Origin of the sequence: Aquipseudomonas guryensis, from assembly GCF_014164785.1 — a bacterium.
Classification (GTDB): domain Bacteria; phylum Pseudomonadota; class Gammaproteobacteria; order Pseudomonadales; family Pseudomonadaceae; genus Aquipseudomonas; species Aquipseudomonas guryensis.
Genome location: NZ_JACJFN010000004.1, coordinates 358,665 through 381,357 on the forward strand (window position 1 = coordinate 358,665; position 22,693 = coordinate 381,357).

Genomic DNA, 22,693 nt, shown 5'->3' on the forward strand with positions numbered 1-22,693 from the left:
AGTCAATGAGCGAAGACATAGTCGAGATCTACACCGATGGCGCCTGCAAGGGCAATCCCGGCCCGGGCGGCTGGGGCGCGCTGTTGGTCTTCAAGGGTGCTGAAAAGGAACTCTGGGGCGGCGAGCCCAACACCACCAACAACCGCATGGAGCTGATGGCGGCGATCTGCGCCCTGATCGCGCTGACCCGCCCCTGCTCGGTGCGTCTGGTGACCGACTCGCAGTACGTGATGAAGGGTATCCAGGAATGGATGCCGAACTGGAAGAAGCGCGGCTGGAAGACGGCTGCCAAGGAGCCGGTGAAGAACGCCGACCTGTGGCAAGCACTGGACGAGCAGGTCAACCGCCATAAGGTTGAATGGCGCTGGGTGCGTGGACATACCGGCCACCCGGGCAACGAGAAGGCCGACCAGTTGGCCAACCGCGGTGTCGATGAAGTGAGGGCAATGAAACATGCGTAGTGTGGTACTCGATACTGAAACCACGGGTATGCCGGTGACCGATGGGCATCGCATCATCGAAATCGGCTGTGTCGAACTGGAAGGCCGGCGCCTGACCGGGCGCCACTACCACGTCTATCTCAACCCGGATCGCGAGATCGACGAGGGTGCGATTGCCGTGCACGGCATCACCAACGAGTTCGTTGCCGACAAGCCGCGCTTCAAGGAAATCGCCGATGAGTTCTACGAGTTCATCCACGGCGCCCAGCTGATCATCCACAACGCGGCGTTCGACGTCGGCTTTATCAATAACGAATTCGCCCTGCTCGGGCAGAGCGAGCGCGCCGAAGTCAGCGACTACTGCGGCATCCTCGACACCCTGTTGATGGCCCGCGAGCGCCATCCGGGCCAGCGCAACAACCTCGATGCCCTGTGCAAGCGCTATGGCGTCGACAACTCCGGCCGTGACCTGCACGGCGCCCTGCTCGACGCCGAGATCCTCGCTGACGTCTACCTGACCATGACCGGCGGCCAGACCCACCTGTCGCTGGCCGGCGACGGCGGCGATGGCAGCGGCCGGCAGATGCCCAGCCCGATCATTCGCCTGGATGCCAACCGGGCGCCAACCCGCATCATCCGCGCCAGCGAGGCCGAGCTGGCGGCCCATGCTGCGCGCCTGGCGGTGATCGAAAAGTCCGCCGGGGCGCCGTCGCTGTGGGCGCAGCTGGAAGCGCCGAAAGAAAGCTGAGGCTAGGGCAAAGGTTGTCCAGGCGACCTTTTCTTACAGCTTGCTGCACAGGGGGTTCCGCCCGTCCGGGCGAACTTCTAACCTGAGGGGATAGGCCGCTGCCGGCCCCTCAGGAACTCATAATGTACAAAGACCTGAAATTTCCCGTCCTCATCGTCCACCGCGACATCAAGGCCGACACCGTGGCCGGCGAACGCGTCCGGGCGATTGCCGAGGAACTGAGCCAGGATGGCTTCACCATCCTCTCCACCGCCAGCTCTGCCGAAGGCCGCATCGTTGCCTCCACCCACCACGGCCTGGCCTGCATACTGGTCGCCGCCGAAGGGGCTGGGGAGAATCAGCGCCTGCTGCAGGACATGGTCGAGCTGATCCGCATCGCCCGGGTGCGCGCACCGCAGCTGCCGATCTTCGCCCTGGGCGAGCAGGTGACCATCGAGAACGCGCCGGCCGAGGCCATGGCCGATCTCAACCACCTGCGCGGCATCCTCTATCTGTACGAAGACACTGTATCCTTCCTCGCTCGCCAGGTAGCGCGTGCCGCGCACAACTACCTCGACGGCTTGTTGCCGCCGTTCTTCAAGGCTCTGGTGCAACACACCGAGCAGTCCAACTATTCCTGGCACACGCCCGGACATGGCGGTGGTGTGGCCTACCGCAAGAGCCCGGTGGGGCAGGCTTTCCACCAGTTCTTCGGCGAGAACACCCTGCGCTCAGACCTCTCGGTGTCGGTGCCCGAGCTGGGCTCACTGCTTGATCACACCGGCCCACTGGCTGAAGCCGAGGCCCGCGCCGCGCGCAACTTCGGCGCTGACCACACCTTCTTCGTGATCAACGGCACCTCGACGGCGAACAAGATCGTCTGGCACTCGATGGTTGGTCGCGACGACCTGGTGCTGGTCGATCGCAACTGCCACAAGTCGATCCTCCATTCGATCATCATGACCGGCGCCATTCCGCTGTACCTGTGCCCGGAGCGCAACGAACTGGGCATCATCGGGCCGATTCCGCTCTCCGAGTTCAGCAAGGAATCGATCCAGGCCAAGATCGACGCCAGCCCGCTGGCCAAGGGCCGTGCGCCCAAGGTCAAGCTGGCGGTGGTGACCAACTCCACCTACGACGGCCTCTGCTACAACGCCGAGCTGATCAAGCGCACCCTGGCCGACAGTGTCGAGGTGCTGCATTTCGACGAGGCCTGGTACGCCTATGCGGCGTTCCACGAGTTCTATGCCGGGCGCTATGGCATGGGCACCGAGTGCGGTGAGAAGACCCCGCTGGTGTTTACCACCCACTCCACCCACAAGCTGCTGGCGGCCTTCAGCCAGGCCTCGATGATCCATGTGCAGGACGGCGGCCAGCGCCAGCTGGACCGTGAACGCTTCAACGAAGCCTTCATGATGCATATCTCCACCTCGCCGCAGTACGGCATCATCGCCTCGCTGGACGTGGCCTCGGCAATGATGGAAGGTCCGGCCGGGCGCTCGCTGATCCAGGAAACCTTCGATGAGGCCCTGAGCTTCCGCCGCGCCCTGGCCAACCTGCGGCAGAATCTCAAGGCCGATGACTGGTGGTTCAGCATCTGGCAGCCGGACCAGGCGGGCGGCGAAGGCGTGCATACCGGCGACTGGTTGCTGCAACCCAATGCCGCCTGGCACGGTTTCGGCGAGATCGCCGAGGACTATGTGCTGCTCGACCCGATCAAGGTCACCCTGGTGATGCCGGGGCTGTCCGCCGAAGGTGCGCTGGCCGAGTCGGGCATTCCCGCCGCGGTGGTCAGCAAGTTCCTCTGGGAGCGCGGCCTGGTGGTGGAGAAGACCGGCCTGTATTCCTTCCTGGTGCTGTTCTCCATGGGCATCACCAAGGGCAAGTGGAGCACCCTGCTCACCGAGCTGCTGGAGTTCAAGCGACACTATGACGCCAACGTGGCGTTGACTGCTGCCTTGCCCTCGATTGCTCGCGAGGATGCCGCGCGCTACGCCGGCATGGGCCTGCGTGATCTGTGCGATCAGTTGCATGCCTGCTACCGCGAGAACGCTACGGCCAAGGCGCTCAAGCGCATGTACACGGTGCTGCCGCAGGTGGCGATCAAGCCGGCCGACGCTTACAACCAGCTGGTGCGTGGCGAGGTCGAGGCGGTACCGATCGAGCAACTGGAGGGACGGATCGCCGCGGTGATGCTGGTACCTTATCCGCCAGGCATTCCGCTGATCATGCCGGGTGAGCGGTTTACCGCCGAGACCCGCTCGATCATCGATTACCTGCAGTTCGCCCGCACCTTCGACCGTCAGTTCCCTGGCTTCGATGCCGATGTGCATGGTCTGCAGAAGCAGGAAGACGGGCAATACGCCGTGGATTGCCTGAAAGCCTGACACGCCGGGCCGCAGCGCTGCGGCCCGGTGATTTTCCCTATGTTTCAGTCTGGCCGCAGCACACGTTGCGGCCAGCGCCTAGCTGCGCCCGGCTTTTGGGCTAAGGTTTAGACAGATCAAGCGTTTAACGAGAAGAGTCAGAAACAACCTGAGCTTTGCGAGCGTGTTGTCCATCACAGTGGCCAGCATCGACATTTATTGCATGCTTGTTATAGTTGGGCGGTTAAACCCATAACAATGTTTCTATGCGCGCCGCCTGGCGCCACGCCTTCGAGGATGATCTGCGTGCCGGACTACAAAGCCTTCCGTGTCGAGTTGGACGACAAGATTGCCCACGTACAGATCAACCGCCCGGAAAAGGTCAACGCGATGAACGCGGACTTCTGGGCAGAGATCGTCGATATCTTCCGCTGGATCGACGACACCGATGAAGCGCGCGTGGTGGTGCTTTCCGGCGCCGGCAAACACTTCTCCTCGGGTATCGACCTGATGCTGCTGGCCCAGGCCGGCAGCGCGCTGGGTAAGGATGTCGGGCGTAATGCCGAAGCCCTGCGCCGCAAGATCCTCCAGCTGCAAGCCTCCTTCAATGCCGTCGACAACTGCCGCAAGCCGGTGCTGGCGGCTATTCAGGGCTATTGCCTGGGTGGCGCCATCGACCTGATCGCCGCCTGCGATATGCGTTACAGCACTGTCGATGCGCAGTTCTCGATCAAGGAGATCGACATGGGCATGGCGGCCGACGTCGGCACCCTGCAGCGTCTGCCGCGCATCATCGGCGACGGCATGATGCGTGAACTGGCTTACACCGGCCGCACCATCGATGGCGACGAAGCCCAGCGCATTGGCCTGGTCAATCGCACCTACGCCAGCCAGGAAGAACTGCTGGCCGGCGTATTGGCACTGGCCGGCGAGATTGCCGCGAAGTCGCCAATCGCCATCCGTGGCACCAAACACATGATTCGCTACATGCGCGATCACCGTGTCGATGACGGCCTGGAGTACGTGGCCAACTGGAATGCCGCCATGCTGCAATCTGCTGATCTGCGCGTGGCCATGGCCGCGCACATGAGCAAGCAGAAAGCCGAATTTGCCGACTGATGCAGTACCAGCCTAGCGAGGTGCAGTAGGCCTATGGTCACTGGAGCGACATCCCTGAGTCTGGTGCGTGACGAATTGTTCACCACCATGGAAGAGACCGAGCAGAGTCTCGAACACTTCATCGCCGAGCGGCACAACGGCAGCCTGCTGCAGCAGGCGGTGGAAAACCTGCAGCAAGTGCGTGGCACGCTCAACCTGATCGAACTGGCCGGCGCCGAGCTGCTGGCCCAGGAAGTTCTGCAACAGGCCACCGATATCCCGGCCGGCGCCGGCGAAGAGCGCGATGTGCAGCTGTCGGCTCTGAGCAATGCCCTGTATGTGCTGCGCCGCTATCTGGAAAACGTCGACGCCCATCGCCAGGAAATGCCCGAGCTGCTGCTGCCGGCGATCAACGAGTTGCGTCAGGCCGGTGCCCAGCCGCCACTGCCGGAAAGTTTCTTCTTTAGCGTGCGGCTCGACCAGCAGCGCGCGGCACGTATGCTTCCCGGTGAGGTTTCGGCCGAGGATACCCGGCGCCTGCGCCACATGTATCAGGTCGGTCTGCTCGGTTTTATTCGCGAGGACAATCCCCAGGCGGGACTCAAGTTGATGCTGCGTGCCCTGGCACGTCTCGACAGCCTGTTCGGCGACGAGTCACGCGGGCGCCTGTGCTGGGTCGGTGCTGCTGCTGTTGAAGCGCAGCTGGATGGCCAGCTGTTACCACGCAAGTCACGCAAGCAGCTGTTCTCCCGTCTCGATCGCGAACTCAAGCAGGCCCTGGGCAACAGTGCCTACGAGGCGCCGCGCAGCCTGCTCAAGGAGCTGCTGTATCTGGTGGCCCTGGCCGACAGCAAGGGCGAGCAGGCCAGCTCGGTACGCGAGGTGTTCGGCCTCAATGCGCTGCCATTCACCGACCATCTGCTCGACGAGGAATACCAGCGCCTGTCCGGGCCGGGGCAGGGCGTGATGCGTTCGCTGTCCTCGGCGATTCGCGAGGAGCTGGCCAGCGTCAAGGATCTGCTCGACCTGATCGAGCGCGGCACGGCCCAGCCGGACAGCTTCGGCAACTTGCATGCGCTGCTGGGCAAGCTGGCCAAGACCCTCGGTATGGTTGGCCTGAGCTCGGCGGCCAATGCCCTGCAGGTACAACTGCCGGTGGTAGCGGGCTGGGGCGAAGCCAGCCCGGCGCAAATGCAGGACCTGCACAAATTGGCCGAAGCCGTGCTCTATGTGGAAAGCATGGTGGCCAGCCTCGAACGTGGCGAGCGTCGTGATCAGCGGCCTGCCCAGATTCAGCCCGGCGATGAAGGCGAAGCCTTTGCCGCACACCAGCTGACCGAGGCGCGCATCGTGGTGGTCGACGAGGCCCAGGGCGGTCTGGCCCTGGCCAAGCGAGCGATCACCTCCTACCTGGAGTCCAACGGTGACCGCATGCATCTGGCCAACGTGCCAATCAGCCTGCAGGCGGTGCGCGGTGGCCTGTGGTTCCTCGGTCAGGAGCGGGCGGCCAAGTTGATTGGCCTGTGCGCTGACTATATCCAGACACGCATGATCGAAACCCAGCAGATGCCTTCCGAGCAGATGCTGGAGACCCTGGCCGATGCCCTCAGCAGCCTGGAGTACTACCTGGAAGGTGGCGCCGTGCTGCGCCCGGAAACCAGCCCGAGTGTGCTCGACCTCGCCGAGGAAAGCGTGCGCGCCCTGGGCCTGCCGGTAGCCGCCTGATGCCAGCAGGTTGGCAGACCACTCCACCGCTGGATAACAGCCAGGCCGGCGGCTGGGCGCTGGTGCATGGCGTCCAGGGTTTCCTGGCCGACAGCAATGGCGTGCTGTTTCCCCGCGAATGGCTCAAGCGCCAGGACCTGCCGCTGCGCGGTGAGCAGGGGCTGGGCCACTTCAATGGTGAGGCCGTCTGGCTGCTGCAGCTGGAGCAGCCCGCTGAATTGCCCGGCTGTCACTGGCAGAGCCTGCGTCAGTTCATGCTGCAGGCCGATTACCCAACGTTTCGCATGCTGGCGTTCGCCGAGCAGGTGGCGACCTGGCAGAGCCAGCATCGCTTCTGCGGGCGCTGTGGCACACCGACCCAACAGGTTGCTGGTGAGCGCTGCATGCGCTGCCCGTCCTGTGGCCTGGATGGCTACGCGCGTATTTCACCGAGCATGATCGTGCTGGTCACGCGTGGCGACGAGATTCTCCTGGCCCGTTCGCCGCGCTTCGTGCCCGGCGTTTACAGCACCTTGGCCGGTTTCGTCGAGCCGGGTGAGTCGGCGGAGGAGTGTGTGGCCCGTGAAGTGCGCGAGGAAGTCGGCATCGAGGTGTGCAACCTGCAGTATCTCGGCAGCCAGGGCTGGCCCTTCCCGCATTCGCTGATGCTCGGCTTCCATGCCGAATACGCCGGCGGCGAGATAGTCCCGCAGGCCGACGAGATCGAGGATGCGCGCTGGTTTCATATCGAGCAGCTGCCACCGTTGCCGATGACGCGCTCGATTGCCCGTTACCTGATCGACCTCTATTTGGCTCGCCGCCTGGGCCAGCCCGAGCCTCAGCTAGAGCGCTAGCTCAGCCTACGCCTGGCCGAACCAGTGCTGCCAAGCTAGGCGCGCGGTCAGCGCCAACACCACCAGAATGAATACCGGACGGATGAATTTCGAGCCGCCGCGGATCGCCGTGCGTGCGCCGAAGAAGGCGCCGGCCATCAGGGCCAGGCCCATGCAGATGCCGAGCAGCCAGGCCACCTGGCCGGTGATGATGAAGACTGTCAGGGCCATGGCATTGCTGACGAAGTTCATGCTGCGGGCCACGCCGCTGGCCCGTACCAGGTCCAGTGGGTAGAGCAGCAGCGTGCTGACCGTCCAGAAGGCACCGGTGCCGGGGCCGGCCACGCCATCGTAGAAGCCCAGTCCCAGTCCCTGTGGCCACTGACGGCGCTGGGCAATGGGCGCATCCTGCTGGCCATGGGTCTCCGGCGTCTTGCCGAACAGCAGGTACAGGCCGCAACCGAACACTACCGCCGGCAGCATCTGGTTCAGCCAGGCGGCGGGTAGCCAGTGGGCCAGAATGGCGCCCAGGGTGGCTCCCAGCGCTGTGGCCAGCAGGGCATTGCGCCATTGCCTAGGGTGGAACAGCTTGCGCCGGTAGAAGGTGTAGCTGGCGGTGGCCGAGCCGAAGGTGGCGCATAGTTTGTTGGTGCCCAGCACCAGATGCGGCGGCAGACCGGCAGTGAGTAGGGCGGGGATGGTCAACAGGCCACCACCACCGGCAATGGCGTCGATGAAGCCGGCAGTGAAGGCGACCAGGGCGAGAATCGCCAGAGTGAGTGGATCAACCCCCAGCTCAAAAGGAAAAGGCATAAAAAACTCGACGTGGATTCAATTGTGCGGGGTGGCGACTGGTCTGTCCGTCTGCCTGCTGCGCATAATGCCGGCAATTTCACGGAGAAGGAATTACACCCATGCAGTATGACGGCCTGGCCTGGTTCATTGGCCTTCTGGCGATACTGGCGCTGTTCATTGCCGCGCGTATTCTGTTGTCGCGTAGCTGGTTCCTTGGCTGGCTGCGCGGCACTATTGGGCTGGCCTTTGTCGGCCTGGCCGGGCTGGTCGGCGTGGTCGCCTATGACCTGCTCAGCTACAGCCCGCTGCCGGAAGGCAAGCCGCTGCTGACCCTGAGCTTCAGCGCCGACGGCCCGCAGCGCTACCGGGTCAGCCTGCTGGAGGGCGGCGAAGAGCGCCAGGTCACCCTGGAAGGCGATCTGTGGCAGCTCGATGGCCGCCTGCTGCGCTGGAAGGGCCTGGCCGCGCTGATCGGCCTGCAGCCGGGTTATCGCCTGGAAAAACTCTCCGGGCGTTTCCTCGCCATCGAGCAGCAGGAAAGCGCGCGTAATGCTCAGGTGGCCCTGGCGCAGAGCCCCTACGGCATCGATCTGTGGCGTTGGTTGCGCCTGGGTCAGCATGACCTGTTCCTGTTCGATCCCGAAGCGGCGCGCGTGACCTACCTGCCGATTGCCGATGGGGCGATGTTCAGCGTCAGTCTGAGCCCGACCGGTCTGCTGGCTCAGCCGATGAATCAGGCGGCCAATCAGGCGCTGAAAGACTGGCAGTGAAGTCTGCGCAATAAAAAAGGGACCCGAGGGTCCCTTTTTTTGTGCACGGCTGCTGCTCAGGAGAGGAAGCCACCATCCACGTTCAGCGCCACGCCGGTGGTGTAGCTGGACGCTTCGCTGGCCAGGTACAGCACGGCGCCGGCCATTTCGCTTGGGGCGGCCACGCGCTTGAGCGGGATGCGCTGCAAGGCGAGGTTGAGGATGGCGTCGTTCTTGGTCAGCGCGGAGGCAAACTTGGTGTCGGTCAGGCCCGGCAGCAGAGCATTGCAGCGGATGCCGAACTGCGCGCATTCCTTGGCGAACACCTTGGTCATGCTGATCACGGCGGCCTTGGTTACCGAGTAGATGCCCTGGAATTCGCCCGGCGAGACGCCGTTGATTGAAGCGACGTTGATGATGCTGCCGCCACCATTGGCCTTCATCAGCTTGCCGCCTTCGATGGACATGAAGTAGTAGCCGCGGATGTTGACGTCGACGGTCTTCTGGAAAGCGCCCAGGTCGGTGTCCAGCACGTTACAGAACTGTGGGTTGGTGGCGGCGTTGTTGACCAGGATGTCGAGGCGGCCGAACTGCTCGCGGATAAAGGCGAAGACGCTCTGGATCTGCTCCATTTCGCCGATGTGGCAGGCGATGGCGGTGGCCTTGCCGCCGTCGGCGTTGATCGCGTCGGCGACTTTCTGGCAATCGTCGATCTTGCGGCTCGACACGATCACGTGGGCGCCTTGCTGGGCCAGCAGTTTGGCGATGGCTTCACCGATGCCACGGCTGGCGCCGGATACGAAAGCGATCTTGCCATCTAGGTCGAACAGGTTGGTCTTGGACATTCTGGTTACCTTGATCCGGTTTAGAGGGTGGATTTGCCGATGACCTGCAGGCTCATCTGCTCCAGCAGCTTGTTCATGTGAACGAACTGGGCGAAGCGCTTGTCCTTGGTCTGGCCGTGGAAAAAGCGGTAGTAGATCTGCTGCACGATGCCGGCCAGGCGGAACAGGCCGTAGGTGTAGTAGAAGTCGAAGTTGTCGATCTGGATGCCCGAGCGCTCGGCGTAGTAGTCGACGAACTCTTGGCGACTGAGCATGCCGGGGGCGTTACTCGGCTGGCGGCGCATCAGTTGCACAGGCCCCGGGTCAGCCGCCTCGATCCAGTAGGCGAGGGTGTTGCCCAGGTCCATCAGTGGGTCGCCGATGGTGGTCAGCTCCCAGTCCAGCACGCCGATGATCTGCATCGGGTTGCTCGGGTCGAGGATCACGTTGTCGAAGCGGTAGTCGTTATGCACGATGCCCGGCTTGGTGTGGTCGGCCGGCATCTTCTCGCGCAGCCAGGCCTTGACCGGCTCCCAGGTCGGCGCATCGGGGGTCAGGGCCTTCTCGTAGCGATCGCTCCAACCTTCGATCTGGCGCTTGACGTAGCCTTCCGGCTTGCCCAGGTCACCCAGACCGCAGGCCTGGTAATCGACGTTGTGCAGGTCGACCAGCTTGTCGATGAAGCTCTTGCACAGCTCACGGGTCTGCTCGGCGCTGAAGTTCAGCTCGGCCGGCATGTCGGAGCGCAGGATGATGCCCTTGACCCGCTGCATCACATAGAACTCGGCGCCGATCACCGATTCGTCGGTGCAGTGCACATAAGCCTTGGGGCAGTAGGGGAAACCGGCGTTGAGCTGGTTGAGGATGCGGTACTCGCGGCCCATGTCATGCGCCGACTTGGCCTTGTGGCCGAACGGCGGACGGCGCAGGACGAATTCCTGCTGCGGGTATTCCAGCAGATAGGTCAGGTTCGAGGCGCCGCCGGGGAACTGGCTGATGCGTGGCTCGCCGGTCAGGCCGGGAATATGCGCCTTGAGGTACTGGTCGATGGTCGCAGCGTCGAGTTCTTCGCCGTCGCGAATGCCGGTGGACTGGTCAGTAAGCGTCATGCTTATCCCTTCTGCTTATGATGGGTGGCGCCAATTATTGGCTAATCTAATATTGTCAGTGGCCCCCCACAAGCAAAGCACAGCGTTATAGATGTGGGTGTTGCCGTGCAATCAAACGTCCTGATCCGCTTGTTCAGTGCACCGGCGGGCGAAAAAAAACCGGAGTCTAGGACTCCGGTTTTTCGTGTTACCACAGCGTAGACGCTAGGTCTTATACCGGGAACAGTTCGGCCAGTTTCATGGCCAGCATCATGTCGCCTTCGGCGCGCAGTTTGCCGCCCATGAAGGCTTGCATGCCGTCGGTTTCGCCGCTGGCGATACCGGCCAGGGTGGCGCTGTCCATGATCAGGGTGACGTTGGCATTGGCGTTGTCGCCTTGCTGCACGTCGCAGGTGCCGTCTTTGACGATCAGCGCGTAGTTCTCACCGTCTTCGATGTTGAACTGGAATACCAGGTCCAGGCCGGCAGCAGCGCTGGCGTTGAACTTGGACTGCATGGAGTTGATGGTATCGGCAACGGAGCTCATGGTTTCTATCCTTTGTTATCGAGGGTTTCTGGCGGCCTTGCGGGCCGCAGTGGGCTGGAACTCAGCGATAGGTGATGAGTTCCGGCGCCTTCAACAGCTCCAAATGCACACGGCTGTTGAAGGAAGCCAGGGTCACCTCGTTGCCGCGAAACTGCAGGCGCGACAGCGAGGTGTTGACGATTTGCCAGTTGAGGTCGAACGCCTTGTGGGCAGGTACGCCGGTCAACAGGTGGAGCAATGCGGTAATGGTGCCGCCGGAGGTGAACACGGCGATGTTCTGTTTGTGTTCAGCCTGGGCGAGCAGGCGCTCGAGCCCTGACTGTACACCACCGACGAAGCCTTGCCAGGTTTCATGGCCGGGCTGGTCGTGTTCACCGCTGACCCAGCGCTGGATGATCCGGGCAAACAGACGCTGGAAGGCGGCACGGTTGTCTTTCGGGTTGCGCAGGATGTCGAGGGCATCCGGCTCGCTCGGCAGCATGGCCGGCAGCAAACCGCGGATCACCGCCTCGGCATCGAATTCATTGAAACCGGCGTCCAGTTCCAGCTCTGGCGCCGGCAGGCCAGCGGCGACGCAGCGCTGCAAGGCGGCAGTGGCGGTATGCTGTTGGCGGCGCAGGGTGCCACTGACGCAGCGATCAAAACTCAGGCCGAGGTGGGCCAGGTGATCGCCGAGGACTTCCGCCTGGCGAATACCGGTCGGCGACAGCACGTCATAGTCGTCTGCACCGAATGAGGCTTGGCCATGGCGAATCAGGTAGATGCTGCCCACGTCTGCAGTCGATCCTGGCAGTGGAAGTTTCGCGAGGTTATGGGCAGAGCCGGGCCGCTGTCAACGAAAAAACATACGCTTGTTTGAATTGCTTTAGGGCTGCCGACGCGCGGCTTTGCACGCTCACTGGGCCATTGCGCTGCGGCGTACCGGTGGCGGGTATGAGGCGCCATAGCCGAGGTTAATAGTGCCGCTGCTGCTGGCGGTTAATCACGTGTCCAAGCATGAACAGATATTTCCGCTGCGGACACTGCTGGTCTGCCTCGGTATGCTTGAGGTTGGCAGGGGCCGCTGGCGGTTTCCTGGATGGCTACGATTAAGGGGGAGCTGTGGAGTTTCTGATGGACTATGCGGAGTTTCTGCTCCGTACCGTAACCCTGGTGGTGGCGGTGATCGTGGTACTGGTGACCATCGCGGCGCTGCGCAGTAAAGGCCGCAGCAAAGGCAGCGGTCATCTCGATGTACACAAGCTGAACGATTTCTACAAAGCCCTGCGCGAGCGCCTCGAGCATGCGTTGCTCGACAAGGCTGAGCTGAAGGCCCGGCACAAGGCCGAAGCCAAGCAGGCGAAGATCGACAAGAAGGCCGGCACCAGCAAACCGCGGGTGTTCGTCCTCGACTTCGATGGCGACATCAAGGCTTCGGCCACCGACAGCCTGCGCCACGAAGTGACTGCCTTGCTGAGCATGGCCAGCGCCACCGACGAAGTGGTGGTGCGCCTGGAAAGTGGCGGCGGTATGGTGCACAGCTATGGCCTGGCCTCGTCGCAGCTGGCGCGGATTCGCGACGCCGGCATCCCGCTGACCATCTGCGTGGACAAGGTCGCAGCCAGCGGCGGCTACATGATGGCCTGCGTCGGGCAGAAGATTCTCGCCGCGCCATTCGCCATCCTCGGTTCCATCGGCGTGGTGGCGCAGTTGCCCAACGTGCACCGCCTGCTGAAGAAGCACGACATCGATTTTGAAGTGCTGACCGCCGGTGAATACAAGCGCACCCTGACCGTATTCGGCGAGAACACCGACAAGGGCCGGGAGAAGTTCCAGGAAGACCTGGAAACCACCCATGTGTTGTTCAAGAACTTCGTGGCCCGCTATCGCGCGCAGCTGGTGATCGATGAGATCGCCACCGGTGAGGTCTGGCTGGGCATCGCCGCGCTGGAAAAACAACTGGTCGATGAACTCAAGACCAGCGACGAGTACCTGGCCGAACGTGCCCGCGAAGCCGATCTGTTCCATCTGCATTACGCTGAGAAGAAGAGCCTGCCGGAGCGTTTCGGCCTGGCTGCCAGCGTAGCGCTCGACCGGGTGCTGCTGAACTGGTGGAATCGGCTCCATCAACAACGTTTCTGGTAACGGGAGGCTGCATGACTCAGTTCAAGGCGCTGCTGGTCAGCGAAAACGAAGGCGCGTTCTCGGCTCAGGTGACGGAGCGCGACACCGCTGATCTGCCAGTCGGCGATGTGCTGATCCGTGTGCAGTACTCCTCGCTCAACTACAAGGATGCCTTGTCCGCCAGTGGTAACCGTGGGGTGACCCGGAGCTATCCGCATACGCCCGGTATCGATGCCGCCGGGGTGGTGGCCGAGTCGCGGGTAGCCGAATTCGCCGTGGGCGATGAGGTGATCGTCACCGGCTACGACCTGGGCATGAATACCTCCGGTGGTTTTGGCCAGTACATTCGCGTGCCGGCTGCCTGGGTGATCAAGCGCCCGGCCGGGCTCAGCCTGCGCGAGGCGATGCTGCTCGGCACGGCCGGGCTGACCGCCGCGCTGTGTGTGGACAAGCTGGAACAGGCCGGTCTGACGCCTGAAGCTGGCCCGGTGCTGGTCACAGGCGCCACCGGCGGGGTCGGCAGTGTCGCCGTGGCTCTGCTGGCGCGTCTCGGCTACAGCGTGGCCGCTGCCACCGGCAAGGCCGAGCAGGGCGAGTTCCTGCGGCAGCTCGGGGCGCAGCAGATCGTGCCGCGCAGTGAGCTGCAGGAAGGCATCGACAAGCCGATGCTCAAGGAACGTTGGGCTGGTGCGGTGGACACGGTGGGCGGCGACATCCTGTTCAACGTGGTCAAGTCGCTGCGTTATGGCGCCAGCGTGGCCTGTTGCGGGCTGACTGCCGGGGTCGGTTTCAAGGCCAACGTCATGCCCTTCATTCTGCGCGGCGCCAACCTGCTGGGGGTGGACTCGGTGGAGCTGCCGCTGGTGGTCAAGGCGTCCATGTGGGACAAGCTGTCCGTGCAGTGGAAGCTCGGCAACCTCGAGTCCCTGGCGCGGGAGGTGGGGCTGCAGGCGTTGCCGCAGGAAATCGAGCAGATCCTGGCGGGCAAGCAGGTCGGTCGGGTGCTGGTCAATCTAGGCTGATCGGCGTGACGTGGCAAAAGGCCCGGCTTATGCCGGGCCTTTGCGTTTCAGGTGATCAGGCCTGACTGACATACATGGTGATTTCGGCGCGAAACACCGGCTTATCACCGACATAGGCCAGCACGGGAACCTTCACATCGCCCAGCTGGCTCCAGTCGATGGCGCTGCCGTCGGCCACGGCGCGAATGTCGCCATCGGCCTTGGCCAGGTATTCCACCGTCATGCCACGGGGAATCCAGCGGCAGCCCTTGGGGATCGAGGCGTCGGTCATGGTGCCGGCGGCCAGCTCGGCGGCGTTGCACAGGGCAATGGCGTGCACGGTACCGAGGTGGTTGAGCACCTCGCGGCGCTTGGCAAAGGTCACTTCGGCGTAACCCGCGCGCAGCTCGACGAACTGCGGTGCGATGCTGGCGAAATAGGGGGCGACCTGACCGATCAGGGCACTGAACTGCGCCGGGCCGGCTTGCTGGTACATCTGCATCATCTGACTCATGGGTGCTCCTGGAATGGCAAATACATTGAAGAGAAGCGCGCGCCGAGGCAGTATACGAATATTGGAATTTAATTCTAGAAAAATATTCTAGTAATGAGTGTTAAGGAATCCCATGGCCCGTCCCTCTCGCAAACACGAAATTCTCCAGGCTGCCCTGGCCTGCTTCACCGAGTTCGGGGTGGATGCCACGACCATCGAGATGATTCGTGACCGTTCGGGCGCCAGCATCGGCAGCCTGTATCACCATTTCGGCAACAAGGAGCACATCATTGCGGCGCTCTATCTGGCCGGCACTGGCGAGTATGCCGAGCTGCTGGAGCAGGGCTTCGGCACAGCCGATAGCGCCGAGGCCTGCGTCAAACTGCTGGTGACCAGCTACATCGACTGGGTGGCGGCCAACCCGGACTGGGCGCGTTTCATCCTGCACAGCCGCGGCCGGGTCGAGGCCAGTGAGCGCGGCGATGAACTGCGCGAGGCTAACCGCCTGCATTTTCAGCGGATCTTCGAGGCGCTGTCCGGTTACCGCGAGCAGGGGCTGTTCAAGCCGATGCCGGTGGATTGCTTCGCCTCGGTAATCATCGGCCCAACCCATGACTTTGCCCGCAACTGGTTGGCGGGGCGCACCCAGACGCAGCTGGCCGACTGCCGCCAATTGCTGGCGCAGATTGCCTGGGAGTCGGTACGCGCCAACCTGTAGGTGCGGTTCAGTAGCCCGGATGCAATCCGGGAAGCAGGCAGCTCCGCCCCCGGATTGTATCCGGGCTACGGCTCTAGGCATTTGCGCAAGCAGGAATAAAAAAGCCCCGCAGTGCGGGGCTTTTTCAGGCTGCTGGCCGTGCTCAGGCGCGGCGGCGGAACAGCGGTTGCGGCTGGTCGGCAGACGCCTGGTAGACCTCGGAGAACTCCTCGAAGGCTTTCAGGGCGTCGAGTGGGTCCTTGTCCGCACGCAGGGCGAAGGCATCGAAGCCGACGCGTTGGTAGGAGAACAGCTGGTCACGCAGCACATCGCCAATCGCCCGCACTTCACCCTTGTAGCCGTAGCGGGTGCGCAGCAGGTAGGCGGTGGAGCAGTGGCGACCGTCGGTGAAGGCCGGGAAGTTCAGGGCGATCACCTGGAAGTTGTCCAGCTGGTCGGCAATCTCTTCGATCTCTTCACCGGCTTCCAGCCATACGCCGAGGCCACCATCGCGGGCCTTGAGCGCATGGGCGTGCTCGACCCACAGGGCAAGCGGCACGATCAGGTCGTCGCAGTTGGAGATGCCATCGAGCGTGGCGTCCTTGGGCAGCAGGTGCCAGGTTTCGTCGATCACCTGGCCGTTCTTAATGATTCGCTGCATATACACGCTCCTTGAACGGGTCGACGCCGACGCGGCGGAAGGTGTCGAGGAAGCTTTCTTCATCGGTGCGCTGTTCGACGTAGACCTTGATGATCTTGTCGATCACGTCGGCCATGTCCGCTTCGGCGAAGGATGGGCCGAGGATCTGCGCCAGGCTGGCGTCACGGCCGGCACTGCCGCCGAGGGATACCTGGTAGAACTCCTGGCCTTTCTTGTCCACGCCGAGGATGCCGATGTGGCCGACGTGGTGGTGGCCGCAGGCGTTCATGCAGCCGGAGATGTTCAGGTCGATATTGCCGATGTCGAACAGGTAGTCGAGGTCATCGAAGCGGCGCTGGATGGCTTCGGCGATCGGGATCGACTTGGCGTTGGCCAATGAGCAGAAGTCGCCGCCCGGGCAGCAGATGATGTCGGTCAGCAGGCCCACGTTCGGCGTGGCGAAACCGTTCTCGCGCAACTCGCCCCAGAGGGTGAACAGCTGCGCCTGCTCGACGTCGGCGAGGATGATGTTCTGGTTATGGCTGTTGCGCACTTCGCCGAAGCTGTAGCGGTCGGCCAGGTCGGCGATGACGTCCAGCTGCTTGTCGGTGACATCGCCCGGCGCCACGCCAGTGGGCTTCAGCGACAGGGTCACGGCGACATAGCCGGGGCGCTTGTGGGCGAAGGTGTTGCGCTGGCGCCAGCGGGCGAAGCCAGGGTGCTCGGCATCGAGCGCGGCCAGGGCGGCGTCCTGATCGCTCAGGGCTTTATAGGTCGGGTCGATGAAGTGCGCCGCAACGCGGGCGACTTCGGCTTCATTCAGGGTGGTCGGGCCATCCTTGAGGTGGGCCCACTCTGCGTTCACGCGCTCGGCGAACACCTCAGGGGTCAGCGCCTTGACCAGGATCTTGATGCGCGCCTTGTACTTGTTGTCGCGACGGCCATAGCGGTTGTACACACGCAGGATGGCGTCGAGGTAGGAAAGCAGGTGCTGCCACGGCAGGAATTCATTGATGAAGCTGCCGACGATTGGCGTACGGCCCAGGCCGCCACCTACGGAAACGCGGAAACCCAGCTCGCCGGCGGCGTTCTGCACGGCCTCCAGGCCGATGTCATGCACCTCGATGGCGGCGCGGTCGCTGACGGCGCCGTTGACGGCGATCTTGAACTTGCGCGGCAGGTGGGTGAATTCCGGGTGGAAGGTCGACCACTGACGGATGATCTCGCACCAGGGGCGCGGATCGACGAGCTCGTCTTTGGCCACGCCCGCGAACTGATCGGTGGTGGTGTTGCGGATGCAGTTGCCGCTGGTCTGGATCGCGTGCATCTGCACGGTGGCCAGCTCGGCGAGGATATCCGGCACGTCTTCCAGTTCCGGCCAGTTGAACTGCACGTTCTGCCGGGTACTGATGTGCGCGTAACCCTTGTCATAGTCGCGAGCGATCTTGGCCATCATGCGTACCTGGGCCGAAGACATCAGGCCGTAGGGCACGGCAACGCGCAACATCGGCGCGTAGCGCTGGATATACAGGCCATTCTGCAGGCGCAGGGGGCGGAACTCCTCACCGGAGAGTTCGCCGGCCAGGTAGCGGCGGGTCTGGTCGCGGAACTGCTTGACGCGGTCCTCGACGATCCGTTGATCGTACTCGTCGTATACGTACATATATATCCTGTGATTCAGGCTACTGCTTCATCAGACAGCAAGGCTTTTTGCGCGCACGGCTGCGCACTCCACGCGGAGCTGGGGGAAGATACCAGTTAAGGTTTATGCGCAAAAGTGATGTTTTTGTATAAGGCTTGAACAAAAAGTACTAAGAAGAGCAAATGTGGCCTTTTACCTTGAGGCGCAGGGTTGCCTGGTCTTAACTGTCTTGGCGAACCACCCATAACCACAATAAAGGGGGAGCCATGACCGATCATACCGAACCAGACAGCCAGGACAGCCTCGTCGATGCCCGTGCTATTTTCATACTGATAGTGCTGGTCGTCGCCACTGCGGTGTTCTGGGTCAGTCAGCAATAGCCTGTGAAAGCAACAAGAGCCAGTGCTGGGCAGCCAGCCCTGGCTTTTTTATGGCGCGGGATCGAAGGTGAGCGGATGCGCGATGCGGCTCGGTATACTGCGCGGCCAATTTTCCTGAATAACGTTTCATGAATGCTCTGTTGCGCATCTTTCTAGCTACTTGCCTTCTGCTGACCTGGCTGCCGGCCCAGGCAGCTTCGGTGGTGTTCCTCAATCCTGGTTATTCAACCGAACGTTTCTGGTCCGATTACGCGGCTTTCATGCAGGACGCCGCCGATGATCTGGGCATGCAGTTGCACGTGCTCTATGGCGCGCGGGATACGCGAACCATCCTGGCCAATGCGCATGCGGTACTGCAACGCAAGGAGAAGCCCGACTACCTGGTCTTCGTCAACGAGCAGTATGTAGGCCCGGAAATCCTGCGCTTGTATGCCGACAGCGGGATCAAACTGCTGGCCCTGCACAGCACCCTGACGCCTGAGCAGCGGTCGCGTCTGGGTGGCCCACGGGAAAAATACCCGAACTGGATAGGCAGCCTGGTCACCAATGACGAGGAGGCCGGTTACCTGATGGCCAAGGCACTGATCGAACTGGATCCTCAGGGCGATATGGTGGCGTTCTCCGGCATCAAGCAGACACCATCGGCGAGCTTGCGCGAGGAAGGTTTGAAGCGCGCGCTGGCCGAGCACCCACAGGTGCGTCTACGGCAGTTGCTTTACGGCGAATGGAAGGAGCAGCGTGCCTACGAACAAGCCAAGGCTCTGCTGCCGCGCTACCCGGATCTTCACCTGGTGTGGGCGGCCAATGACGAGATGACCTTCGGCGTGATGCGTGCAGCTCGGGAGCAGGGTCGCAAGCTGCATTACACAGGCCTGAACACCTCTGAGCGGGTGTTGCAGGCGCGGATTGATGGACGGATCGAGGTGCTGGCCGGTGGGCATACCATTCTCGGTGGCTGTGCCATGGTGCTGTTGCACGATCATGCGCGTGGCCTGGATTTCGCCGAGCGCGGCGGTACGGAGCAGCAGGCCAGGCTCTTGCGCCTGTTCAATCAGCGTGAGGCGCAGAACCTGCTGGCGTACATGCGCAAGCCTGGTGAAGGGCTTGATTTCAGGCGTTTCAGTGCCCAGCGTGATCCGCAGATGAAGCACTACGCCTGTGCCATCGATGCCTTGTTGCGTTGAGTTCAGACGCCGGCGAAGTGCAGCACCAGCTGCACCACGCTGAAGATCACCAGCACGAAGATGGCGGTGAACAGCACGCCGAGAATCACGAAGTGGCTCGGTTTGCCGCGACTGAAGTCGCGAGCGCGGCGCTTGCCGCTCTGCACGCCGAAGGCTGCGGCCAGCACGCTTTGCAGCATCTCGCCGAAGGTCAGGGGCTTGTCGTTTTGCTCGTCGCTCATGGACACCTCCTTTCCTTCAGCGTAGCCGCAAAATCGGGTCGATTCAGCTATAGATCAGCATCCAGCGCCTGCACACGTTTGCGTTCCAGTTCGTCAAAACGGCTGGTCTGCAGTTCGCTCAGGGCGTTCTGCAGATCGGTCTGGCTAAGCCCGGCGGCGCGCAGGCGGTCACGTTCACTGGCGTAGTCGCTGAGGCGCTGCTGCCACTCGGCCTGTTGCTGATCCAGCTCGGCCAGGCGCTGCGCCGCCTCGCTGCCCAGGGTCTGTTCGCGCAGCAGGCGGATTTCTTCGGCGCTGGCACCTTCGGCCTGCATGGCCTGGGTCGTCGCATAGAGTTCGCCATAGCGTGTGCTTTCGCTGCGCGCCCGGCGTACGTCTTCGGGTAATTGTGCCTCCAGTTCGCTCAGCGCCTGTTGTTGCTGAGTGTCGCTCAAACCCTGCTGCTGGCCGAGGGCCAGGCGCTGCAACATGTACTCGTCCTCGGCGTTTTCGCGGGCGAAGAATGCCTGGTATTCCTCGCTGGAGAAGAACTGCTGGCGTATGGCGTTGAGCGCTTCGTAGCGCTGGCGCAGGGTGGCAGGGTCGAGGTTATTGTCGTGGCGTGGTAGCACCTGCAGGGCGATGCGGTAATCCACATAGCGGCGCAGCAGGTCACGCGCCTGGTCCACTGCAACACCTTGCAGCTGGGCGGCCAGCTCGCGATGGATGCGTAGCAGAACCTTGTTGACCCCTTCTTCTTCCAGCCCGGTGAGGTAGAACTCGAACAGTTTTATCAGTGTTGCTTCGATCACCAACTGACCCTGAGCATTCTGGCGCAGTTGCACGCCGTGATGGCTGCCCTGCAGGGAGGCGGGCAGTGGGCCGGGATCGCTCAGCTGGGCTGCTGGCGTCTGCTGCAGCTGCTGGTTGAGGGTGCTGGCCTGCTGACTGCGCGAGTCAGTCGGGATTGCGCTGCTGGGCGTGCTCTGGGCTTGAGCAGCTGGCGGTGTTGTATCGCTGAGGAGCAGCGTGGTGCAAATGCCGAGTGCGCTGAAACCGGCGACGGCCAAGGCACTCAGGAGAAATCTGGTGGACATCGAGAGCTCCTGACAGCGGGCATGCGCGGAGGGGAACCGGCATGCCCGCCAACCACTTACAGGCCGAGATTTTTCAGGCGATTGGCCTGATTCACGTAGAGGCTTTTCGGATTGGTTTCGAACAGCGACACCAGTCCCAGAACCTGATTGGTGACGTCCAGGTGGTTCATCATGTAGTTGTCCTTGAGCACCTTGCCGAAGTGGCTGGAGCAGCGTCCAGTCACACCGTCGTTGGATTCGCTGATGGCCAGCGAGGTGATGCCGAACAGCGGGTCGGAGATGTCCAGCACGTTGGTCAGCTTCCAGGTGCCGCTCATGGAGTACATGCGCACGCTATTGCCGGCAATGCTGGCGGTTTCCGGGCCTTCACCGCAGGAGGTGGTGGGGATACCAACCGGGAACTTGCTGTTGTTGGCAGCGGCACCGGTCTTGTTGAACTCGGCGAGCATGGCGCGGATGTCCGACTGGCTCTTCTTGTTGTTCGACATCAGGTTGACCAGGTCACCCACGGCATTGGCGAACACGTCGAAGGCCACGCCCTGGAGGGTGCCGGATGGGGCGATGCCGGTGGCCACGTCGGCCAGTGGCGAGCCCTTGTGAGGCGTATTCAGGGTGGTCACCGAGGCCACCATGTCCGGCCGCGTGTTCATCACGTAGCGTGCGGTGATGCCGCCCTGGCTGTGGCCGATCAGGTTGAACTTCTTCACGGTGCCGCCGGAGGCAGCGCGGATCTGCTCAAGCTGGGCGATCAGTGCTTCGCCGCGCTTGGCCGAGCTGTCGAAGGCGTTGATCTTGGGTACATGGACCTTGGCCCCTTCGCCCTGCAGGGCGCTGGGGATCTTGTACCAGTAGTCGATGAAGGCAATGGTGTCGAAGGCAAAAATGCCGGGCACCAGGACGATGGGGTGTTTGGTTTGTGCCGTGGTACCGGCGGTGGCGGTGAGGGCGGTGCAAAGGCTGGCGGCAGCCAACGTCGAGACGAGCAGCTTTTTCATCGAGAGTACCTGTGTGGATCTGTTTTTGTTTTTGTTGTAGCCCCGCACACAGCAGCGGAGGTGGCGGTTATCAGACCACCGCAACGCCGGTACGGCTTGTAAGAACTGATGAAAGCCAGTGCATGGCGATAAAATAAATGTGATGCGCGTCACGCTGGGGCGGCATCGGCTAGCCGAAAAAATCGTCCCTGTGATAACCCTGCGCCGACAAAAACAACAGGAGCAGCGGCGATCAGCCGACTGCCAGGCGGGAATCTTCATGCTGCCAATCAACGCGCCGGTCCTGCTCTATCTGTGGGACAAACGCACTTTTCATCTCGGTCAGTTCCATCAGCCACTGCAGCTTTCACAGGCTGCGGCGATGCTGCTGTTCGGCCTGGATGGCCCGCTCTATCTGGAGTCCGAGGGCTGTCAGGTGGTGTGCCACAGCGCGTTGTTGCCGGCTGGCTTGGATTTGAGCGTGGATAGCCGCAGTTCGCGCGTTGCGATCTGCTATCTCGACGTTTTCGGCGAAGATTTTGCGCTATTGGCACCGCGCATGGCTTCCGGCCAGGCCAGTGTGCTGCACGGCCTGGATAGCGAGGCTGCCTGCATCGAGCGTTTCGACCAGTTGCACCGCAGCAGCGCATCGCCAGAGTTGCTTTACGCCTGGATGGACGAGCTGATCAATCCGCAGCAGCAGGTGCCGGATGGCTTCTCCCTTGATTCGCGCATCGTGCGCACCATCGAGCTGATCAAGGCCGATGTGGCGTGCAACCAGTCCATCGATTACCTGGCCCAGCAGGTCGGCCTGTCGGTGCCGCGTCTGACCCAGTTGTTCCGCCAGAAGATCGGCATCCCGATTCGGCGCTATCGCCAGTGGCACCGGCTGTTCGTCACCTCGGTCGGCGTCGCGCGTGGCATGAGTCTGACCGAAGCAGCGGTGGCCGCTGGCTTCACCGACTCGGCGCATTTCAGTCACACCTTTCGCAGCATCATCGGCATGACGCCGTCTGCTGTGCTGGCACATCCCCATGGTGTGCGCCTGTTTGCCGGTTAGTTGTGGATTGAGCCGCTGACTGCACTAGGGCAAGCTGCCAGGATTGATCAC

23 protein-coding genes are annotated in these 22,693 nt (G+C 62.6%); 12 read left to right on the forward strand and 11 right to left on the reverse strand.

The features are described from left to right. Window positions 1-5 precede the first annotated feature (5 nt). The 6 genes from rnhA (at window position 6) to nudC (ending at window position 7,189) form a co-directional block, all read left to right on the forward strand. Window positions 6-461: a ribonuclease HI gene (rnhA, locus tag H3H45_RS16790; protein WP_182834840.1), complete on the forward strand. Its 456-nt coding sequence runs from the start codon at window positions 6-8 to the stop codon at window positions 459-461. Then, a complete protein-coding gene (gene dnaQ / locus H3H45_RS16795) occupies window positions 454-1,188 on the forward strand; it encodes a DNA polymerase III subunit epsilon (protein WP_182834841.1) in 735 nt (244 codons plus the stop codon). The genes rnhA and dnaQ overlap by 8 nt, the downstream gene beginning before the upstream one ends. 122 nt (window positions 1,189-1,310) lie before the next feature. After that, the gene (locus tag H3H45_RS16800; RefSeq protein WP_182834842.1) at window positions 1,311-3,554 is read left to right on the forward strand and encodes an Orn/Lys/Arg family decarboxylase; all 2,244 of its coding nucleotides are present in this window, start codon (window positions 1,311-1,313) and stop codon (window positions 3,552-3,554) included. A 285-nt stretch (window positions 3,555-3,839) separates the two neighbouring features. After that, a complete protein-coding gene (locus tag H3H45_RS16805) occupies window positions 3,840-4,652 on the forward strand; it encodes a crotonase/enoyl-CoA hydratase family protein (protein ID WP_182834843.1) in 813 nt (270 codons plus the stop codon). Window positions 4,653-4,685: 33 nt separating this feature from the next. Beyond that, the gene (locus H3H45_RS16810) at window positions 4,686-6,356 is read left to right on the forward strand and encodes a ferrous iron transporter B (protein ID WP_182834844.1); all 1,671 of its coding nucleotides are present in this window, start codon (window positions 4,686-4,688) and stop codon (window positions 6,354-6,356) included. After that, on the forward strand, window positions 6,356-7,189 hold the full coding sequence (nudC, locus tag H3H45_RS16815) for an NAD(+) diphosphatase (RefSeq protein ID WP_182834845.1): 834 nt from the start codon (window positions 6,356-6,358) through the stop codon (window positions 7,187-7,189). Before H3H45_RS16810 ends, nudC begins: the two co-directional genes overlap by 1 nt. A gap of 6 nt (window positions 7,190-7,195) precedes the next feature. Here the strand turns inward: nudC and H3H45_RS16820 are convergent, their stop codons facing one another. Continuing rightward, complete coding sequence (locus H3H45_RS16820; protein ID WP_182834846.1) at window positions 7,196-7,981, reverse strand: TSUP family transporter; 786 nt, start codon at window positions 7,979-7,981, stop codon at window positions 7,196-7,198. Window positions 7,982-8,082: 101 nt separating this feature from the next. On the opposite strand from H3H45_RS16820, the gene H3H45_RS16825 reads away from it, so the two are divergent. Then, entirely contained in the window at window positions 8,083-8,733 is a 651-nt protein-coding gene (locus H3H45_RS16825; protein ID WP_182834847.1) for a hypothetical protein, read from the forward strand. A gap of 56 nt (window positions 8,734-8,789) precedes the next feature. On the opposite strand, the gene H3H45_RS16830 is transcribed toward H3H45_RS16825, so the two are convergent. The 4 genes from H3H45_RS16830 to H3H45_RS16845 form a co-directional block, all read right to left on the reverse strand. Continuing rightward, window positions 8,790-9,557, reverse strand: coding sequence for an SDR family oxidoreductase (locus H3H45_RS16830; protein ID WP_182834848.1), 768 nt, complete (start codon window positions 9,555-9,557; stop codon window positions 8,790-8,792). Between the two features lie 20 nt (window positions 9,558-9,577). Then, window positions 9,578-10,645 carry a phosphotransferase family protein gene (locus tag H3H45_RS16835; protein WP_182834849.1) on the reverse strand — a complete coding sequence of 356 codons (1,068 nt, stop codon included), beginning with the start codon at window positions 10,643-10,645 and terminating at the stop codon, window positions 9,578-9,580. 211 nt (window positions 10,646-10,856) lie between these two features. After that, complete coding sequence (locus H3H45_RS16840) at window positions 10,857-11,171, reverse strand: SCP2 sterol-binding domain-containing protein (protein ID WP_182834850.1); 315 nt, start codon at window positions 11,169-11,171, stop codon at window positions 10,857-10,859. Between the two features lie 61 nt (window positions 11,172-11,232). After that, window positions 11,233-11,943, reverse strand: coding sequence for a histidine phosphatase family protein (locus H3H45_RS16845; RefSeq protein ID WP_182834851.1), 711 nt, complete (start codon window positions 11,941-11,943; stop codon window positions 11,233-11,235). Window positions 11,944-12,272: 329 nt separating this feature from the next. Between H3H45_RS16845 and sohB the strand changes: the two genes are divergently transcribed. Together sohB and H3H45_RS16855 are read left to right on the forward strand one after the other, a co-directional pair. Next, complete coding sequence (sohB, locus tag H3H45_RS16850; RefSeq protein WP_182834852.1) at window positions 12,273-13,295, forward strand: protease SohB; 1,023 nt, start codon at window positions 12,273-12,275, stop codon at window positions 13,293-13,295. Between the two features lie 11 nt (window positions 13,296-13,306). Beyond that, window positions 13,307-14,296 carry a YhdH/YhfP family quinone oxidoreductase gene (locus H3H45_RS16855; RefSeq protein WP_182834853.1) on the forward strand — a complete coding sequence of 330 codons (990 nt, stop codon included), beginning with the start codon at window positions 13,307-13,309 and terminating at the stop codon, window positions 14,294-14,296. Window positions 14,297-14,351: 55 nt separating this feature from the next. Here H3H45_RS16855 and H3H45_RS16860 read toward each other — a convergent pair whose 3' ends face one another. Next, the gene (locus H3H45_RS16860) at window positions 14,352-14,789 is read right to left on the reverse strand and encodes a hotdog fold domain-containing protein (protein WP_182834854.1); all 438 of its coding nucleotides are present in this window, start codon (window positions 14,787-14,789) and stop codon (window positions 14,352-14,354) included. Between the two features lie 112 nt (window positions 14,790-14,901). Here H3H45_RS16860 and H3H45_RS16865 point away from each other — a divergent pair, with 112 nt between their 5' ends. Then, on the forward strand, window positions 14,902-15,486 hold the full coding sequence (locus H3H45_RS16865) for a TetR/AcrR family transcriptional regulator (RefSeq protein WP_182834855.1): 585 nt from the start codon (window positions 14,902-14,904) through the stop codon (window positions 15,484-15,486). 142 nt (window positions 15,487-15,628) lie between these two features. Here H3H45_RS16865 and H3H45_RS16870 read toward each other — a convergent pair whose 3' ends face one another. Both H3H45_RS16870 and H3H45_RS16875 read right to left on the reverse strand, forming a co-directional pair. Continuing rightward, the gene (locus H3H45_RS16870; protein ID WP_182834856.1) at window positions 15,629-16,126 is read right to left on the reverse strand and encodes a DUF934 domain-containing protein; all 498 of its coding nucleotides are present in this window, start codon (window positions 16,124-16,126) and stop codon (window positions 15,629-15,631) included. Further along, window positions 16,110-17,768 carry a nitrite/sulfite reductase gene (locus H3H45_RS16875; protein ID WP_182834857.1) on the reverse strand — a complete coding sequence of 553 codons (1,659 nt, stop codon included), beginning with the start codon at window positions 17,766-17,768 and terminating at the stop codon, window positions 16,110-16,112. The genes H3H45_RS16870 and H3H45_RS16875 overlap by 17 nt, the downstream gene beginning before the upstream one ends. A 487-nt stretch (window positions 17,769-18,255) precedes the next feature. Between H3H45_RS16875 and H3H45_RS16880 the strand changes: the two genes are divergently transcribed. Then, complete coding sequence (locus tag H3H45_RS16880) at window positions 18,256-19,311, forward strand: ABC transporter substrate-binding protein (protein ID WP_182834858.1); 1,056 nt, start codon at window positions 18,256-18,258, stop codon at window positions 19,309-19,311. A 2-nt stretch (window positions 19,312-19,313) separates the two neighbouring features. Here H3H45_RS16880 and H3H45_RS16885 read toward each other — a convergent pair whose 3' ends face one another. The 3 genes from H3H45_RS16885 to H3H45_RS16895 are packed head-to-tail and all read right to left on the reverse strand — an operon-like array spanning window position 19,314 to window position 21,603. Further along, a complete protein-coding gene (locus H3H45_RS16885; protein WP_173205644.1) occupies window positions 19,314-19,532 on the reverse strand; it encodes a DUF2970 domain-containing protein in 219 nt (72 codons plus the stop codon). Between the two features lie 47 nt (window positions 19,533-19,579). Further along, complete coding sequence (locus tag H3H45_RS16890) at window positions 19,580-20,608, reverse strand: lipase secretion chaperone (RefSeq protein WP_182834859.1); 1,029 nt, start codon at window positions 20,606-20,608, stop codon at window positions 19,580-19,582. A 56-nt stretch (window positions 20,609-20,664) separates the two neighbouring features. Next, the gene (locus H3H45_RS16895; protein ID WP_182834860.1) at window positions 20,665-21,603 is read right to left on the reverse strand and encodes a lipase family alpha/beta hydrolase; all 939 of its coding nucleotides are present in this window, start codon (window positions 21,601-21,603) and stop codon (window positions 20,665-20,667) included. Between the two features lie 259 nt (window positions 21,604-21,862). On the opposite strand from H3H45_RS16895, the gene H3H45_RS16900 reads away from it, so the two are divergent. Further along, on the forward strand, window positions 21,863-22,642 hold the full coding sequence (locus tag H3H45_RS16900) for an AraC family transcriptional regulator (RefSeq protein WP_182834861.1): 780 nt from the start codon (window positions 21,863-21,865) through the stop codon (window positions 22,640-22,642). The last annotated feature ends 51 nt before the right edge of the window (window positions 22,643-22,693 follow it).

Excerpts from the sequence above, each read along its gene's own strand:
- rnhA (WP_182834840.1), top strand. The coding sequence starts at position 6 with ATGAGCGAAGACATAGTCGAGATCTACACCGATGGCGCCTGCAAGGGC.
- dnaQ (WP_182834841.1), top strand. The coding sequence starts at position 454 with ATGCGTAGTGTGGTACTCGATACTGAAACCACGGGTATGCCGGTGACC.
- H3H45_RS16800 (WP_182834842.1), top strand. The coding sequence starts at position 1,311 with ATGTACAAAGACCTGAAATTTCCCGTCCTCATCGTCCACCGCGACATC.
- H3H45_RS16810 (WP_182834844.1), top strand. The coding sequence starts at position 4,686 with ATGGTCACTGGAGCGACATCCCTGAGTCTGGTGCGTGACGAATTGTTC.
- nudC (WP_182834845.1), top strand. The coding sequence starts at position 6,356 with ATGCCAGCAGGTTGGCAGACCACTCCACCGCTGGATAACAGCCAGGCC.
- H3H45_RS16820 (WP_182834846.1), bottom strand. The coding sequence starts at position 7,981 with ATGCCTTTTCCTTTTGAGCTGGGGGTTGATCCACTCACTCTGGCGATT.
- H3H45_RS16825 (WP_182834847.1), top strand. The coding sequence starts at position 8,083 with ATGCAGTATGACGGCCTGGCCTGGTTCATTGGCCTTCTGGCGATACTG.
- H3H45_RS16830 (WP_182834848.1), bottom strand. The coding sequence starts at position 9,557 with ATGTCCAAGACCAACCTGTTCGACCTAGATGGCAAGATCGCTTTCGTA.
- H3H45_RS16835 (WP_182834849.1), bottom strand. The coding sequence starts at position 10,645 with ATGACGCTTACTGACCAGTCCACCGGCATTCGCGACGGCGAAGAACTC.
- H3H45_RS16840 (WP_182834850.1), bottom strand. The coding sequence starts at position 11,171 with ATGAGCTCCGTTGCCGATACCATCAACTCCATGCAGTCCAAGTTCAAC.
- H3H45_RS16855 (WP_182834853.1), top strand. The coding sequence starts at position 13,307 with ATGACTCAGTTCAAGGCGCTGCTGGTCAGCGAAAACGAAGGCGCGTTC.
- H3H45_RS16860 (WP_182834854.1), bottom strand. The coding sequence starts at position 14,789 with ATGAGTCAGATGATGCAGATGTACCAGCAAGCCGGCCCGGCGCAGTTC.
- H3H45_RS16865 (WP_182834855.1), top strand. The coding sequence starts at position 14,902 with ATGGCCCGTCCCTCTCGCAAACACGAAATTCTCCAGGCTGCCCTGGCC.
- H3H45_RS16870 (WP_182834856.1), bottom strand. The coding sequence starts at position 16,126 with ATGCAGCGAATCATTAAGAACGGCCAGGTGATCGACGAAACCTGGCAC.
- H3H45_RS16875 (WP_182834857.1), bottom strand. The coding sequence starts at position 17,768 with ATGTACGTATACGACGAGTACGATCAACGGATCGTCGAGGACCGCGTC.
- H3H45_RS16880 (WP_182834858.1), top strand. The coding sequence starts at position 18,256 with ATGAATGCTCTGTTGCGCATCTTTCTAGCTACTTGCCTTCTGCTGACC.
- H3H45_RS16885 (WP_173205644.1), bottom strand. The coding sequence starts at position 19,532 with ATGAGCGACGAGCAAAACGACAAGCCCCTGACCTTCGGCGAGATGCTG.
- H3H45_RS16890 (WP_182834859.1), bottom strand. The coding sequence starts at position 20,608 with ATGTCCACCAGATTTCTCCTGAGTGCCTTGGCCGTCGCCGGTTTCAGC.
- H3H45_RS16895 (WP_182834860.1), bottom strand. The coding sequence starts at position 21,603 with ATGAAAAAGCTGCTCGTCTCGACGTTGGCTGCCGCCAGCCTTTGCACC.
- H3H45_RS16900 (WP_182834861.1), top strand. The coding sequence starts at position 21,863 with ATGCTGCCAATCAACGCGCCGGTCCTGCTCTATCTGTGGGACAAACGC.